This is a genomic window from Intestinimonas sp. HCP28S3_D6 (assembly GCF_052065695.1).
In the GTDB taxonomy this organism is placed as follows: Bacteria; Bacillota; Clostridia; order Oscillospirales; family Oscillospiraceae; genus Intestinimonas.
This window is the reverse complement of sequence record NZ_JBQHTM010000010.1, coordinates 1-14,726: the sequence shown is the minus strand read 5'-3', so window position 1 is coordinate 14,726 and position 14,726 is coordinate 1. Positions and strand designations below refer to the sequence as shown.

Here is a 14,726-nt window from a genome sequence, read left to right as displayed (position 1 = left end):
GCGGCAAAACGCTTGGTGTGGAGGCGTACAAGCTTAGAGCCGTGCCTCCAAGGCGGCCTTCTGCACCTCATAGCCGGGCTTGCCTAGGAGAGCGAACATGTTTTTCTTGTACGCCTCCACGCCGGGCTGGTCGAAGGGATTCACGCCCAGCAGATAGCCGCTCAGGCCGCAGGCGTACTCAAAGAAGTAAATGAGCTGACCCACGGTGCGCTCGTCCCGGGCATCGGCCTCCACCACCAGGTTGGGTACGCCGCCGTCCACATGGGCCAGAAGGGTGCCCCGCATGGCCTGCTCGGCCACAAACTGAAGGGGCTTGCCGCTGAGGAAGTTGAGGCCATCCACATTATCAGGGTCATTGGGGATGGTAATGGTGCGGCGGGACTTGCTGAATTTCACCACGGTCTCCAGCAGGATGCGCTGACCCTGCTGGATGTACTGGCCCATGGAGTGGAGATCTGCGGTAAACTCCACGCTGGCGGGGAGGAGGCCCTTGCCCTCCTTGCCCTCGCTCTCGCCGTAGAGCTGCTTCCACCACTCGGCGAAGAAGCGGAAGGCGGGCTCATAACCCACCAGCAGCTCCACCGACTTGCCGGCGTCATAGAGGGCGTTCCGGGCGGCGGCATACTGCCAGGCGATGTTGTCGGCGCCGGGCTGGGCCAGGGTGTTCATGGCCTCGGCGGCACCGGCCATCAGGGCCTCGACGTCCACACCGGCCACGGCGATGGGCAGAAGGCCCACGGCGGTGAGGACGGAGTACCGGCCGCCCACGGCGTCGGGTACCACAAACTCCTCGTAGCCCTCGGCATCGGCCAGGCCCTTCAGGGCGCCCTTGTGGGCGTCGGTGGTGGCATAGATCCGCTTCCGGGCCTCCTCCTTGCCGTACTTTTCCTCCAGCAGGCCCTTAAAAACCCGGAAGGCCACGGCGGGCTCGGTGGTGGTGCCGGATTTGGAGATGATGTTGATGGACCAGTCCTTGCCCTCCAGGTAATCGATGAGATCCCCCATGGCGTCGGTGGACAGGCCATTGCCGGCAAAGAAAATCTCAGGCTTGTTGGGGGCGAGCTTGTGGTCCGCGGAGTCCAGCAGCTCGATGACGGCCCGGGCGCCCAGATAGGAGCCGCCGATGCCGATGACCACCAGCACGTCGGAGTCGGAGCGGATCTTCTTGGCAGCGGCCTGGATGCGGGCGAACTCCTCCTTGTCATACTCCTCGGGCAGGCGGACCCAGCCGGTGAAGTCGCCGCCGGGGCCGTTGTGCTCAGCCAGCATAACCCGGGCCTTTTCCAGAGCCTCCATGCGGCTGGAGAGGTAGTCCTGGGGCAGGAAGGAACTTGCGTTGGAAAGGTCAAGTTTCAGCATATCGAAAACCTCCTGGATTTTGATTTGTGGTCTTTAGGGCCATTATAACACAGCCTGTCCATCGATGCCAGAGAAAAAGTGCGGTTGAGAAAAAGAGAAAACGCCGGCAGCCCATATCGAAGGGTCTGCCGGCGCTGTGGAAAGAAGATCTGATTTTACCCCACAGAAACGAAGTGTGAGAAAAACGGTTAGATGTCGTCACGGAGAGAGAAGTGATCCACCAGACTCTTCATGAGCTGGGCCTGACTGGAGAGCTCCTCACTGGCGGCGGCACTCTCCTCGGCGGTGGCGGAGTTGGTCTGGACCACGCTGGAGATCTGCTCGATACCATCGGTGATCTGTGCAATGGAATCAGCCTCGGAAACGATGTTGTTCATCACATTACCGATGAGGTTTACCGCCTCACCGGTGAGGGCGGCGGTCTCATCCAGTGCGGCGCTGACCTCCTGACTGAGCTGGCTGCCGGTCGCCACATTGGCGGCGGAGTGCTCAATGAGTTCTTTGGTCTGCTTGGCGGCCTGGTCGGACTTAGCGGCCAGATTGCGGACCTCATTGGCCACTACGGCGAAGCCCTTGCCGCTGGAGCCTGCACGGGCGGCCTCCACAGCGGCGTTGAGAGCCAGAATATTGGTCTGGAAGGCGATGTTTTCGATGGCAGTGATGATTTGGCCGATCTCCTGATGGCCCTCCAGAATGGCGGCCATGGCCTGCTGGAGCTCCTTCATCTTGGTGTTGCTCAAGGCCACCTGGGTGCCGGCCATATTGGCTTTGTCGCTGGCGGCTTTGGCCATTTCCCGGTTGCTCTGGGCGCCGGAGTTGATCTCGGTAGAGGTGGCAGACAGCTCCTGGATGGCGCTGGCCTGCTCGGTGGCGCCTTGAGCCAGAGACTGGGCGCCGGAAGAGACCTGATCGGCGCCGGTGGAGACCTGTCCCGCGGCGGTGTCGATCTGACGCAGGGTGGAGCTCAGACTCTTGATGATGTGGCGCATGGATTCCAGAACCACGGAGATATCGCCCTCGTAGATATCATAATTTCTGGAGGTCACTTTGAAATTGCCTTGAGCCATCTCACCCAGGACATAGCCGATATCGCCGAAGAGTTCATTCAGTGTGGATACGATGCGGGCAGTTGCATCGGAGAGAATGCCGATCTCATCCTTGCGGTTGAACTCGGGAGCGGGGGTGGTCAGGTCGCCGTGGGAGAGAAGCTCCAGACGCTGGACGCAGGTGCGGATGGGGCCGCTGAGGCTGCGGGCGATTCGGATCGCCAGGAAGCAGGAGATGGCGATCACCAGGACCAGAAGAATGAGAATAACAATGATGCTCAGATAGGTGGTACCCAGGAAATCCTGAGTATAGGAGGTAACAGCGATGCTCCAATCGTCGGTGCCGGAGACCGGCGCATAGCCAATGCACTTGGAAATGCCGTCGATCTTGTACTGGCCGGAGCCGCTTTCGCCGTTTCGCATACTGGCATGAATGGCAGCCAGAGCGGCGAGGGAGGAATCGCTCTGGGCTTCCGTTTCAATGTTCTGAACGGCCACAGTTTCAAGTTCAGTGTCCGCGATGGTGGTACCGTCCCGGCTAATCATATAGGCGCCGCTATGCTCACTGGTATGAATGGTGTTCATAATATCATTGAGAAAGGTCTCGTGAGGGACAAAATACACCACGCCTGCGACCTGGCTGCCTGCGACGCCATTCCGCCACACCGGCGCTGCAACCATGATGGACAGCTCGCCGGTGATCTTGCTGATCGTGGGGGTGGAGATCCAGACCTCTCCCTGAAGGGCCTTCTGAACATATTCGCGGTCAGAATAGTCATTGCCGTCGAAAAGGCTTACACCGGAGGTGTTGAGGAGATTGCCGCGGGCCATGTCGTAGGTAGACACCCAGTTATCTACAAGCTCCTGCTTTTCGTCAGTGGTAACAGTGCTGTCGCTGAGTTGAGGCATCATGCCAAGGGCTTCCACTACATTCTTATAAGATGTGAGTTCATAGGATACGCGATCGGCGGCCAATGAGGCGGTCGCGGTGAGCTCCTGCTCCAAGAGACTGTTTGCGCTGACAAAATTGGTAACAATGCCCACGCCTCCGCACAGAAGTGCCGCGACCAGTACCAGCGCCAGGAAGCTGAAGGTGATTTCTTTCTGAATACTTTTCATACAGACAGGACCCCCCGACTAAAAATGATAACCACAATATTCATTTCGACTCAGTTCGAAAAAAATAAGGCGGTCCGATAGAAATTTCTGTCAGGGCATCTTAGAACAAAAGAATATTCAAAAAATCATTTTAGGCATCCACATGATAGGTTCCCCAAAAGACCTTGTCTACTTCAAAGCGATCGATGGGCTCCTTTATCTTATCCGGGTGGCCTAGGGCGGCCACACCCAAGGGAAGAATGTGGCTGGGAGCAGCCAGATCAGTCTGGACAGCCACGATACGTTTGGGGTCGGGGTGGACGCCGATCCATAGCCCGCCCAGCCCCATGTCAGCGGCCTCTACCAGAATATTTTCCATGGAGGCGGCACAGTCCTGGACCCACCAGGGATTGAGGGGATCGACCTGAGCGGCTTGGCGCAGGTCGGCGCACACGGTGATGGCGACGGTAGCGGTTTTCAGGGCGAAGGCGTTGGGGTGGACCTGGAGAAGAGTGGGCAGACTGCCCTGGCCCTTGGAGACGAAAAAGAGGCGGTTCTGGCTGTTCTTGGCACAGGCGGCGGCCATGCCAGCCCGGAGCAGCCGTTCGATCTGGGCGTCGGTGAGGGGCTCGTTGGTGAATTTGCGGATGCTGCGGCGGTTGAAGATAGCGTCCATGATGTACCTCCCGTTTTTTAAAAGGCCCCATCAGCGCGATACTGATGGGGCTAAAATCAAAAAGATAAGGTCAGTTTTTCAGACTCTGCATGGGGGCGGGAATGCGGCCAGCCCACGGAGACAAGTCCCCGTGGGGACCCAAAGGTGACCTCATATGCTCGGCGGAAGTGAATTCCGCCTGCGCCAAGATCTTGCTGCGCAAGATGCTTGTACGCGCCTGACGGCGCGCCCCATCTGGGGATGGGGCCCCGGGGCGGCCGCCCGGAATCAGTTCTTCAGACTCTGCATGGGGGCGGGAATGCGGCCGCCCCGCTGAATGAAGTCGGCGCTGTCAAAGGGGTGGACGGGCATGACGGGGGCGGAGCCCAACAGCCCGCCGAATTCCACCGTGTCCCCCACGGTTTTGCCGGGGGCGGGGATGATACGCACGGCGGTGGTCTTGGAGTTGACCATGCCGATGGCGGCCTCGTCGGCAATGATGGCGGAGATGGTCTCGGCGGTGGTGTCGCCGGGGACGGCGATCATGTCCAGGCCCACGGAGCACACGCAGGTCATGGCCTCCAGCTTGTCCAGATGGAGAGCGCCGGAGGCGGCGGCCACGATCATGCCCTCGTCCTCGGAGACGGGAATGAAGGCGCCGGACAGACCGCCTACATGGGAGGAGGCCATGACGCCGCCCTTCTTGACGGCGTCGTTGAGGAGGGCCAGAGCCGCGGTGGTGCCGTGGGTGCCGCAGACCTCCAGGCCCATCTCCTCCAGGATGCGGGCCACCGAGTCGCCGATGGCGGGGGTGGGGGCCAGGGAGAGGTCCACGATGCCGAAGGGCACATCCAGGCGGCGGGAGGCCTCCTGAGCCACCAGCTGGCCCATGCGGGTAATGCGGAAGGCGGTCTTCTTGATGGTCTCGGCCACTACGTCGAAGGGCTGGCCCTTGACCTTTTCCAGGGCGTGACAGACCACGCCGGGGCCGGAGACGCCCACGTTGATGACGCAGTCGCCCTCGCCCACGCCGTGGAAGGCGCCGGCCATGAAGGGGTTGTCCTCCACTGCGTTGCAGAAGACCACCAGCTTGGCGCAGCCAAAGCCGCCCCGTTCGGCGGTGCGCTCCGCAGCCGCCTTAATGGTGCGGCCCATGAGAGCCACGGCGTCCATGTTGATGCCGGCCTTGGTGGAGCCCACGTTCACCGAGGAGCACACCAGGTCGGTGGTAGCCAGGGCCTCGGGGATGGCTTCAATGAGCTTGCGGTCACCGGTGGTGAGGCCCTTCTGCACCAGGGCGGAGAAGCCGCCAATGAAGTTGACGCCGGTGGTCTTGGCCGCCTTGTCCAGGGCTACGGCAAAGGGGACGTAGTCGCTGGTCACGGAGGCCCCCGCCACCAGGGCGATGGGGGTGACGGAGATGCGCTTGTTGACGATTGGGATACCGAATTCCCGCTCGATAGACTCGCCGGTAAAGACCAGCTTTTCCGCCCGGCGGCAGATCTTGTCGTAGATCTTGCGGCAGGCGGTCTCGGCGTCGGGATCGGCACAGTCCAGCAGGGAGATGCCCATGGTGATGGTGCGGATGTCCAGGTGCTGCTGGTCGATCATGCTGATGGTATCCAGGATCTCTTTGCTGTTGAGCATGGCCGGGACACCTCCTTAAATCTTGTGCATGGCGTCAAAAATATCCTCGCGCTGGACCTTGATGGACAGCCCCCGCTTGGAGCCCTCGTTCTCCAGCAGGGTGGACAGCACGGTGAAGGGCAGCTTGCAGGCGGAGACGTCCACCAGCATGGTCATGGTGAAGAACTCCCGCAGGATGGTCTGGCTGATGTCCAGCACGTTGACGTTGTTGTCGGCCAGCAGGGTGCATACGGCGGCGATGATGCCCACCTGATCCTTGCCCAAAACGGTGACGATGGCTTTCATGAACGATCAGTTCCTTTCAAGAAATAAAGGGTGGCCCTCACTGGAGCTCATCCAGCGTCAGGCTGAATCCGGGGAGGAAGTGCTCGAGGAAATAGGCCACCTCTGGGAGGGGGGAAGCTTCCAGAACGTGATAGGTCTGTTCCGCCGCCTGGCGGAACTCGGTGTTGCCGGCTTTGACCTCCTCCACGCACTTGATGTAGGCGGAGAGCTTGTCGGCGGCCTTGACCAGGGCGTGGTACTCGCTCTCCGGGTCCTCCAAAAGGAGGGGCTCATAGGCGGGACGGAGGGCCTCCGGCAGCATGGACAGCAGCCGACGGGCGGAGACCTCCTCCACCTTACGGTAGGCCTCCCGGATCTCCGGGTTATAGTACTTGACCGGTGTGGGCAGGTCTCCGGTGAGGATCTCGGGGGCGTCGTGGTAGAGGGCCAGCACGGCGGCGTGCTCCGGGTCCAGATCCCCGCCGAAGAGGTCCCGGCGGATGACCGCCAGGGCGTGGGCCAGGACGGCCACCATGTGGGAGTGCTCCTGGATGTTTTCCTGGAAGGTGTTGCGCATGAGGCCCCAGCGGCCGATGTAGCGCATCCGGGAGATGAGGGCGAAAAAGTTGTGGGACATGGTCACTTGACCAGGAATTTCTGGATGGCGCCCTTGAAAATGTCGGCCTGGGCCTGGGAGCCCTGGACCTGGACCTGGATGGGCTCGGAGAGATCAATGGAGAAAAGTCCCATGATGGACTTGCCGTCCACCAGATAGCGGCCGCAGATCACGTCCACGTCGCAGTCCAGACGGCTGGCGGCGTCCACAAAAGCCTTGATGTCACTGACGGAAGTGAGCTGGATAGGAAAGCTTGTCATTGTGGTTCCTCCCCACGTGTGTTATTATGATATAGGCTCATTATAATGAGGTGGGCGGGAAAAAACAATGAAGAACCCGTGAACCTCTATATTTTTGGCCATTTCAACCAGAAATCGGGGCGGAATCTGCCCCTTTTGTTGAGGTATTACTATGAAGATCGCCATTTACACCCTGGGCTGCAAAGTCAACCAATATGAGACCCAGGCGATGGAGGCCGAACTGCTTACCCGGGGGTATGAGCTGGTCCCCTTTGAGACGCGGGCGGATGCCTACATCATCAACACCTGCACCGTTACGGCGGTCAGCGACAAAAAATCCCGGCAGGTCATTCGCCGGGCCAGAAAAGAGAATCCCGACGCCGTCATCGGGGTGTGCGGCTGCTATGCCCAGACGGCACCGGAGGCGGTGAAGGAGCTGGAGGTGGACCTCATCTCGGGGACCGCTGGGCGGATGGCCTTCCTGGACGATCTGGAGGCCGCCCTGGAGGACCGCCGGGCCGCCCATCTGGCCGGAGAGGGTCCCCGGATGACGGTGGACGACGCCCTGCGCCGGAGGACCTTCGAGGTGCTGCCCGCCGGCGGCCTGGAGGGCCGCACCCGGGCCATGCTGAAGGTGGAGGACGGCTGCGTCAACTTCTGCTCCTACTGCATCATCCCCTACGCCCGGGGGCCCATCCGCTCCCTCTCCATCCCGGAGGCGGAGGAACAGTGCCGCCGGCTGGGGCAGGAGGGCTATCGGGAGGTAGTCCTCACCGGCATCGAGATCTCCTCCTGGGGGGCCGAGCGGCGGGACGGGACCGGCCTCATCGACCTCGTAGAGGCGGTGTGCCACGCCCTACCGGCGGGGACCCGGGTGCGCCTGGGCTCCCTGGAGCCCAGGACCATCACGGCCGACTTCTGCCGCCGGGCGGCGGCGCTGCCCAATCTGTGTCCCCACTTCCACCTGTCTATGCAGTCGGGCTGCGACAGTGTTCTGCAGCGGATGAACCGAAAATATGATACCGATCGGTATTATGAGAGTATTAAATTACTGAGGGAATATTTTGACCGCCCCGGAATTACTACCGATCTCATCGTGGGCTTCCCTGGGGAGACCGAGGAGGAGTTCCAGTCCACCCTGGCCTTTGTGGAGAAGTGTGCCTTCTCAGCCATGCACATTTTTCCCTATTCCCGGCGCACCGGCACCCCGGCGGCCAGGATGCCGGACCAGATCCCCAACGCCGTAAAGGAGGAGCGGGCCCACCGGGCCGGTGCTCTGGCTCGGCGCCTGGAGGAGGCCTACCTGGACAGCTGGGTGGGGGAGACTCTGCCCGTCCTCTTTGAGGAGGAGAAGGAGGAACTCTGGCGGGGACACGCCCCCAACTATGTGGAGGTGTTTGGGCGGGGAGAAAACCTGCACAATGTGGAGCGGCCGGTGAAGATCCTTCGCCGAGAGGAAGGCGGCCTGATGGGAGAGCTTTGAACCCCCTCAGCCCTGCCGGGACAGAAGGGCGGTCTTCCAGCGCTCCAGCCGCTCCCGGGGAAGGAGATAGTTGATGATCATGGAGACCACCACGCCCGCGCCGGTATCCACCATACGGTTGAGGGCGTAGCTCACGTAGGTCTCCACCGGGGTGTTGAAGAGGATGATGCACAGCACCACGCTTCCAGGCTGTACTGCTGTGGGCCAGCGGAACATCTGGGCCAGACAGATGAGGACCACCACGCCCACGAAGGTGAGGGGGATGAGGAGGACTCTCTGATCCCCGGGCGGGTCCATGAGCAGGTAGAGCCAGAAAAGGCCCATCCCCAGAAACCCGCCGATGATGGTGCCGATGAGGCGGTTGCCCCCCTGCTGCCAGGAGTGGCCCATGTCGTTGCCCATGCCGTACACTGCGCCGATGCAGGCAAAGGTGGGGTTGCGGTCAATGAGGTAGTAGATGGCGGCGCACAGAGCTGCGGAGAAGGCTGACTTCAGGTTCCGAAGGCCGATGCCGGGGAAATGTGGGTGTGGATGCCCATCCATGATGGTTCGCCCCCAAAAGTATTTTTGTGTCGACATTATACCATACTGTATGAAAAAATCCAGGCCATAATGAAATATTTAGGAGGGAATCCGGTGAGCTACGCCGATCAGATCTTTATCGATAACTGCAAGGACATTCTGGCCCACGGGACGTGGGACACGGACCTGCCGGTGCGTCCCCGCTGGGAGGACGGCACCCCGGCCCATACCATCAAGCGCTTTGGGATCGTCAACCGCTATGATCTGCGGGCGGAGTTCCCCGTCCAGACCATCCGAAAGATGGCCTTCAAGAGCGCGCTGGACGAGCTCCTCTGGATCTGGCAGAAGAAGTCCAACAACGTCCACGACCTCAAAAGCCACATCTGGGACGCCTGGGCCGACGAGAGCGGCTCCATCGGAAAGGCCTACGGCTACCAGCTTGGGGTGAAGCACCAGTATAAGGAAGGGTGGTTTGACCAGGTGGACCGGGTGCTCTACGACCTGAAGCACGACCCTGCCTCCCGGCGCATTCTCACCAACCTCTACAACCACCACGACCTCCACGAGATGGCCCTCTACCCCTGCGCCTATTCCATGACCTTCAACATCACGGGACACACGCTCAACGCCATCCTGAACCAGCGCAGCCAGGATATGCTCACTGCCAACGGCTGGAACGTGATGCAGTATGCCGCTCTGGTCCACATGATGGCCCAGGTGTCGGGCCTGGAGGCGGGGGAGCTGGTCCACGTCATCGCCGACGCCCACATCTATGACCGCCATGTGCCCATGGTGGAGGAGATCATCGCCAGGAAGCCCTACGATGCCCCCAAGCTGTGGATGGACCCGTCGGTCACCGACTTTTACGACTTTACCACCGAGAGCTTCCGCCTGGAGGGCTATGAGGCCTGGCCCCTGGCGGCAAAGATCCCGGTGGCCGTCTGAGGAGGGAGCGCCGTGAACATCCTGATCTCGGCTTGCCTGCTGGGCCTGCCCTGTCGGTACGACGGCACCGGCAAGCAGTGGGAGGGAGCGGCCGCCCTGAAGGCTGCCGGACACCATCTGGTCCCCGTCTGTCCAGAACAGCTTGGGGGCCTCCCCACCCCGCGCCCTCCCGCCGAGCGGGTGGAGGAGAAGGTCCGTACCAAGGCCGGGGCGGATGTGACGGAGCCTTACCGCCTGGGGGCGGAGGGGGCCGTGGCCCTGGCCCGCCTGCTGGACTGTCCCTGCGCCGTGCTCAAGGCCCGCAGCCCCTCTTGCGGCAGCGGCACCATCTATGACGGCGCCTTCACCGGCACCCGGGTGCCCGGGGACGGGGTGGCCGCCGCCGCCCTGAAGGCCAACGGTGTGGCCGTCTTCACCGAGGAGGAGGGGGAGGCCCTGGAAGGGTTCCTCCGGGGCGGACACTGGAAAGCCATTGTGGCCGCCGATGCGGCCTGGGGCATCGGCAAGGACGGGAACCAGCCCTGCTATATCCCGGCGGACCTAAAGCGCTTCAAGGCCCTCACTACCGGCCACGCCGTCATTCTGGGCCGGAAAACCCTGGCCACCTTCCCCGGTGGACGGCCCCTGCCGGGACGACGGAACCTGATCCTCTCCCGGGACCCGGACTTTGCCCCGGAAGGGGCGGAGATTTTCCGGGATGTGGAGGCCCTCCGGGCCGCCGCGCCGGAGGACGCCTTCGTTATCGGCGGCGGCACCGTCTATGAGCAGCTTCTCCCCTGGTGCGACACCGTCTATGTGACCCGGCTGGGGCGGACCTTTCCCGCCGACACTTACTTCCCCGACCTGGATGCCGCCCCGGACTGGCGTCTGGCCGAGACCGAAGGGCCCTATGACCACCAGGGCCTCGCCTTCCGCTACGACACCTACCGCCGCATCTGGAATCCGTAAACAAACGCCCCGTGAGCATGCTCACGGGGCGTTCTTGTGGGAAAATGACTTGGGCAGGAACGCAGAGATAGGGGACGTTCCGTAAGCCGAAGATGGAATCAGGCCTTGCAGGGGGTCTCCTGCTGGATGCAGATGTGGTGGCCACTGTACTGGCCGGGGACGGCGGCGGACTGCTGTTTGGCTGCGGCCAGGAGCTTGGAGAAGGAGATGCCGGTGTCATAGCCCATCTCGTTGAGCATCCACACCAGGTCCTCGGTGGAGAGGTTGCCGGAGGCGCCGGGAGCGAAGGGGCAGCCGCCCAGACCGCCCAGGGCGGACTGGACCTTGGTGAGGCCCAGGTCGATGGCGGTCAGGGTGTTGACCATGCCCAGGCCCCGGGTGTCGTGGAAGTGGACCATAAGCTCCAGGTCGGGATAGGCGGCCTGGATGGCAGCGATGAGGCGGCGGACCTGGGCAGGGTCAGCAATGCCGATGGTGTCGCACAGGCAGCAGGTCTTCATGCCGGCGTCCACATAGTCCTTCAGGAAGTCCACCGCCCGCTCCGGCTCCTCGTACTTGCCCTCAAAGGGGCAGCCGAAGGCGGTGGCCAGGTCCACGATGATGTCCAGGTCGGGAAGCTCCCGGCGGATCTCTTTGTAGGCCTCCAGAGACTGCTCGTGGGTGCGGTTGATGTTGGCCTTGTTGTGGCTCTTGCTCAGGGAGACTACGTAGCAGACTTTGCGCAGGCCCAGGGCGTAGGCGTTCTGGGCGCCCCGCAGGTTGGGAACCAGGGCAAAGAGGTCGGCGTCGGGGTGCTTGGCCAGGGCGGCGCGGGTGACCTCGGCGGAGTCCGCCAGCTGGGGGATGGCCTTGGGGCTGACGAAGGAGGTAAACTCCATGTGACGCACACCGGCGTCGATGAGGGCATCGATGACGGTCAGCTTTTCCTCTGTGGAAATGAGGCAGCAGTCGGATTTGACGCTCTGGAACCCGTCGCGGGGGCCCACTTCAATGATCTCAATTTTTTTCTTCATGTGTATGCTCCTTATGTTTGAAACGGCCCCCGGCGGCGGTACCCGCCGAGGGCCGGGAAAAAGTGATGTAGGGGATCAGATGATGCCTTTGGCCTTCCAGTCATCCAGCTGGGCCTGGTCGGCGCCCAGGAACTGGCCAAAGATCTCCACGTTGTCCTCGCCCAGCAGAGGCGCGGCCTTGCGGGGGTAGGACTTGGTACGGGTGAGCTTCTGGGCCATGGCGGTGATGTGGAGCTTGCCGATGCCGGGCTGGTCAATCTCGGGGAACATCTCCCGGGCGCCGGCGATCTGGGGGTCCACCACCATGCGGTCGATGGTGTTCACCGGGCAGGCGGGGCAGCCGGCGCCGTTGAGGAGGCTGTCCACCTCGTCAATGGTGTGCTGCTGAGTCCAGGCGGAGACGATCTCCCGCATGGCCTCGTGATTGGCCACCCGGTCCCTGACCTCCAGGAAGCGGGGATCGGTCTTGAGCTCGGGCTGGCCCATGACGTTGCAGAGAATACCGTAGAGCTTGTTGTTGCCGGCGGCAATGATGACGTTGCCGTCCTTGGCGGGGAAGGAGTCGTAGGGATAGGTGGACTCGTAGCGGTTGCCGATGCGCTGGGGCACGCGGCCGGTGGCCTGATAGATCATGGTGATGTTCTCCATGGCGGAGGCCACGGAGTCCACCAGGGCCACGTCGATCTTCTCACCAAGGCCGGTTTTCTGGCGGTTGATGAGTGCGGCCAGTACGCCGATGGTCAGATTCAGGCCGCCCAGCACATCGCCCATGGGGGTGCCCACGCGGGTGGGCTGGCCGCCGGGCCAGCCGGTGGTGCTCATCAGGCCGCCCATGGCCTGGCCCACGATGTCGTAGCCCGCCCGCTTGCTGAGGGGGCCGGTGTGGCCGAAGCCGGAGACGGCGCCATAGATGATGGCGGGGTTGACCTCCTTGAGCACGTCGTAGCCCAGGCCCAGCTTCTCCATGGTGCCGGGACGGTAGTTCTCCAGAACCACGTCGGCCTTTTTGACCATCTCTTTAAAAATCTCCTTGGCCTCGGGCTCCTTCAGATTGAGGGTACAGCCCAGCTTGCTGCGGTTGAAGTTGGCATAATAAACGCTGTTGTCGTTGATGAAGGGGCCCATGCTGCGGCTGTCGTCGCCGCCTTTGGGGTTCTCAACCTTGATGACGGTGGCGCCCATGTCGGCCATCAGCGCGCCGCAATAGGGGCCGGCCAGTACCCGGGTCAGGTCCAGGACCACGACGCCCTCCAGAAGTCCGTTCTTGTTATCCATAAAAGACACCTCATTTCAAATATTGCGTATCAGAGAAAACCTGCAAAACAGGGCCGGAGAACTTACAGGATGCTGTAAAGGCCCAGCAGGGCGGCTAGCACGATGATGATCAGCATCAGGGCGGAGACGATGAACAGGCGGATGAAGAGTTTGTTTTCCTTCTCCTTGGTGAACTCGGGGTCGGTGGCGTTGGCTGCCAGGATCAGGCCGCCACCGGTGGAGGCGGGGCTCAGACCGGCGAAGGCGGCAGTCAGGCACATGATGCTGATGAGGCCGTTGGGGGAGACGCCGACGGTGGCGGCGATGTCGCCTACGGTGGGCACCAGAGTGGGCCACACCACACCGATGGCGGAGCTGAACCAGGACATGATGCCGGCGCTGAGGCCCTGGATGGCCACGGCGGTCCGGGGGGTCATGATGGAGGCCAGGCCGGTGGACATGAGATCCACGCCGCCCACAGAGATGACGGCCTCCATGAGCATGCCTACGCCGGTGACCATGAGGAGGGTGGACCAAGAGATGGCGCCGAAGACCTTCTTCTCGTCGGCGGCCCGGATGGAGGTGAGGAAGATGCCGGCGGCGAAGGAGATGAGGCCCACGTTGCGCTGGAAGAAGGCACAGGCGACGATGACCACCAGGAAGGCCAGCAGGGTGAGAATCTGGTCCCGGCTGAAGGGAGGCAACTGCTCCCGCTCGCCGCTGGTCTTGCCGTGGATTTTGTAGCCCTTGAAGAAGAAAAAGGCGACTACGGCCAGCACCAGAGTGGTGACAGTGGCGTAGATGAGGACGGCGCCCTGGTAACCGGTGATGCCCTGGGGCTCGGCCAGGGAGCGGATGAGGACCGACTCGGGAGTGATGGGGGAGAAGCGGCCGGCAAAGGAACCGATCTCACCGATGACCGCCAGCATGACAGAGTCATAGCCGGTGGACTTGCCCAGGGGCAGAGAGAGGGCGGAGACGATGCCCAGGGCGGGGACGCAGCCCGGGCCGATGGCGGCGATGCCGTAACCAATGATGTAGATCAGGATGGGGGCCACAATGGCGTGGCCGCCGGACAACTGCAGGAACTTCTTGGACAGGAGCTCTAGGGAGCCATTGGTGATGCCCACCGCGCACAGAAAGGACACGCCCAACAGCATGACGAAGGTACTGGAGCTGAAGCCGCTGATGATCGAGCTGTCGCTCTCCCCGATGAGGGAGCCGAAGATGGTCACGGCCAGGACGGCCAGCAGACCGACGTTGATCTTGCGGAAAAATCCGATCAGGATCACCGCGATCAGTACGAGTAAGGAAATCAATGCCAAATCCATATGCTTTTCCTCCTTGATGGTTTGCGGCAGCGGTGGCCTTTGGCTGCCGTCCATGGGACCGCCGGATTTCCGGCGTCCGCTGGGTCTGGATCCATTCTGCCCGGATATAAAAGCAAGTAGGATGCCAACTTTCTTGGGTTCCATTTTGTATCAACTTTTTAGAGATTGTTTGCACATTCTGTGTATTTTTCGTTACGCAAATTGCAAGTGCAAGCTGGACACCTGCACGGTAGAACTTAGTTAATCAGAGCGTCGGTCAGGATGGAAGCCGCTGGCTTCCATCCTGGGCGATGCTGCCGCAGCCGG

General features: G+C 61.9%; 14 protein-coding genes and 1 pseudogene. 4 read left to right on the top strand and 11 right to left on the bottom strand.

What is annotated here, in order from left to right; genetic code table 11:
* Positions 1-33: 33 nt before the first annotated feature.
* The 7 genes from ACTNBK_RS05260 to ACTNBK_RS05230 all read right to left on the bottom strand — a co-directional run bounded on the left by ACTNBK_RS05260 (position 34) and on the right by ACTNBK_RS05230 (position 6,945).
* Positions 34-1,359, bottom strand: a complete 1,326-nt coding sequence (locus tag ACTNBK_RS05260) for a glucose-6-phosphate isomerase (protein WP_441144238.1) — start codon at positions 1,357-1,359, stop codon at positions 34-36.
* A gap of 188 nt (positions 1,360-1,547) precedes the next feature.
* Complete coding sequence (locus tag ACTNBK_RS05255; RefSeq protein ID WP_441144236.1) at positions 1,548-3,524, bottom strand: methyl-accepting chemotaxis protein; 1,977 nt, start codon at positions 3,522-3,524, stop codon at positions 1,548-1,550.
* A gap of 130 nt (positions 3,525-3,654) precedes the next feature.
* Positions 3,655-4,179 (bottom strand): nitroreductase family protein, encoded by a 525-nt coding sequence (locus ACTNBK_RS05250; protein ID WP_441144234.1) that lies wholly within the window; start codon positions 4,177-4,179, stop codon positions 3,655-3,657.
* Positions 4,180-4,446: 267 nt separating this feature from the next.
* The gene (locus tag ACTNBK_RS05245; RefSeq protein WP_441144232.1) at positions 4,447-5,805 is read right to left on the bottom strand and encodes a PFL family protein; all 1,359 of its coding nucleotides are present in this window, start codon (positions 5,803-5,805) and stop codon (positions 4,447-4,449) included.
* 15 nt (positions 5,806-5,820) lie between these two features.
* Positions 5,821-6,090: an ACT domain-containing protein gene (locus ACTNBK_RS05240; protein ID WP_294513458.1), complete on the bottom strand. Its 270-nt coding sequence runs from the start codon at positions 6,088-6,090 to the stop codon at positions 5,821-5,823.
* Between the two features lie 37 nt (positions 6,091-6,127).
* A complete protein-coding gene (yfbR, locus tag ACTNBK_RS05235; RefSeq protein WP_441144230.1) occupies positions 6,128-6,706 on the bottom strand; it encodes a 5'-deoxynucleotidase in 579 nt (192 codons plus the stop codon).
* A 2-nt stretch (positions 6,707-6,708) separates the two neighbouring features.
* Positions 6,709-6,945, bottom strand: coding sequence for an HPr family phosphocarrier protein (locus ACTNBK_RS05230; RefSeq protein WP_276857718.1), 237 nt, complete (start codon positions 6,943-6,945; stop codon positions 6,709-6,711).
* 151 nt (positions 6,946-7,096) lie between these two features.
* Between ACTNBK_RS05230 and mtaB the strand changes: the two genes are divergently transcribed.
* A complete protein-coding gene (mtaB, locus tag ACTNBK_RS05225) occupies positions 7,097-8,407 on the top strand; it encodes a tRNA (N(6)-L-threonylcarbamoyladenosine(37)-C(2))-methylthiotransferase MtaB (protein WP_441144228.1) in 1,311 nt (436 codons plus the stop codon).
* Positions 8,408-8,413: 6 nt separating this feature from the next.
* Here the strand turns inward: mtaB and ACTNBK_RS05220 are convergent, their stop codons facing one another.
* The gene (locus tag ACTNBK_RS05220; protein WP_441144226.1) at positions 8,414-8,950 is read right to left on the bottom strand and encodes an FUSC family protein; all 537 of its coding nucleotides are present in this window, start codon (positions 8,948-8,950) and stop codon (positions 8,414-8,416) included.
* A gap of 93 nt (positions 8,951-9,043) precedes the next feature.
* Here ACTNBK_RS05220 and thyA point away from each other — a divergent pair, with 93 nt between their 5' ends.
* The 3 genes and pseudogenes from thyA to ACTNBK_RS05205 all read left to right on the top strand — a co-directional run bounded on the left by thyA (position 9,044) and on the right by ACTNBK_RS05205 (position 10,822).
* The gene (gene thyA, locus ACTNBK_RS05215) at positions 9,044-9,874 is read left to right on the top strand and encodes a thymidylate synthase (protein WP_441144224.1); all 831 of its coding nucleotides are present in this window, start codon (positions 9,044-9,046) and stop codon (positions 9,872-9,874) included.
* A 12-nt stretch (positions 9,875-9,886) separates the two neighbouring features.
* Positions 9,887-10,312 (top strand): annotated as a pseudogene (locus ACTNBK_RS05210) (DUF523 domain-containing protein); the annotation flags it as partial.
* A 36-nt stretch (positions 10,313-10,348) separates the two neighbouring features.
* A complete protein-coding gene (locus tag ACTNBK_RS05205; protein WP_441144326.1) occupies positions 10,349-10,822 on the top strand; it encodes a dihydrofolate reductase in 474 nt (157 codons plus the stop codon).
* A 98-nt stretch (positions 10,823-10,920) separates the two neighbouring features.
* Here the strand turns inward: ACTNBK_RS05205 and ACTNBK_RS05200 are convergent, their stop codons facing one another.
* The 3 genes from ACTNBK_RS05200 to ACTNBK_RS05190 form a co-directional block, all read right to left on the bottom strand.
* A complete protein-coding gene (locus tag ACTNBK_RS05200) occupies positions 10,921-11,835 on the bottom strand; it encodes a hydroxymethylglutaryl-CoA lyase (RefSeq protein WP_441144222.1) in 915 nt (304 codons plus the stop codon).
* Between the two features lie 75 nt (positions 11,836-11,910).
* The gene (locus ACTNBK_RS05195) at positions 11,911-13,110 is read right to left on the bottom strand and encodes a CaiB/BaiF CoA transferase family protein (protein ID WP_441144221.1); all 1,200 of its coding nucleotides are present in this window, start codon (positions 13,108-13,110) and stop codon (positions 11,911-11,913) included.
* 62 nt (positions 13,111-13,172) lie between these two features.
* A complete protein-coding gene (locus tag ACTNBK_RS05190; RefSeq protein ID WP_441144219.1) occupies positions 13,173-14,420 on the bottom strand; it encodes an SLC13 family permease in 1,248 nt (415 codons plus the stop codon).
* Positions 14,421-14,726 lie beyond the last annotated feature (306 nt).

Coding starts and splice junctions, on each gene's coding strand:
- ACTNBK_RS05260 (WP_441144238.1), bottom strand. CDS start 1,359: ATGCTGAAACTTGACCTTTCCAACGCAAGTTCCTTCCTGCCCCAGGAC.
- ACTNBK_RS05255 (WP_441144236.1), bottom strand. CDS start 3,524: ATGAAAAGTATTCAGAAAGAAATCACCTTCAGCTTCCTGGCGCTGGTA.
- ACTNBK_RS05250 (WP_441144234.1), bottom strand. CDS start 4,179: ATGGACGCTATCTTCAACCGCCGCAGCATCCGCAAATTCACCAACGAG.
- ACTNBK_RS05245 (WP_441144232.1), bottom strand. CDS start 5,805: ATGCTCAACAGCAAAGAGATCCTGGATACCATCAGCATGATCGACCAG.
- ACTNBK_RS05240 (WP_294513458.1), bottom strand. CDS start 6,090: ATGAAAGCCATCGTCACCGTTTTGGGCAAGGATCAGGTGGGCATCATC.
- yfbR (WP_441144230.1), bottom strand. CDS start 6,706: ATGTCCCACAACTTTTTCGCCCTCATCTCCCGGATGCGCTACATCGGC.
- ACTNBK_RS05230 (WP_276857718.1), bottom strand. CDS start 6,945: ATGACAAGCTTTCCTATCCAGCTCACTTCCGTCAGTGACATCAAGGCT.
- mtaB (WP_441144228.1), top strand. CDS start 7,097: ATGAAGATCGCCATTTACACCCTGGGCTGCAAAGTCAACCAATATGAG.
- ACTNBK_RS05220 (WP_441144226.1), bottom strand. CDS start 8,950: ATGGATGGGCATCCACACCCACATTTCCCCGGCATCGGCCTTCGGAAC.
- ACTNBK_RS05200 (WP_441144222.1), bottom strand. CDS start 11,835: ATGAAGAAAAAAATTGAGATCATTGAAGTGGGCCCCCGCGACGGGTTC.
- ACTNBK_RS05195 (WP_441144221.1), bottom strand. CDS start 13,110: ATGGATAACAAGAACGGACTTCTGGAGGGCGTCGTGGTCCTGGACCTG.
- ACTNBK_RS05190 (WP_441144219.1), bottom strand. CDS start 14,420: ATGGATTTGGCATTGATTTCCTTACTCGTACTGATCGCGGTGATCCTG.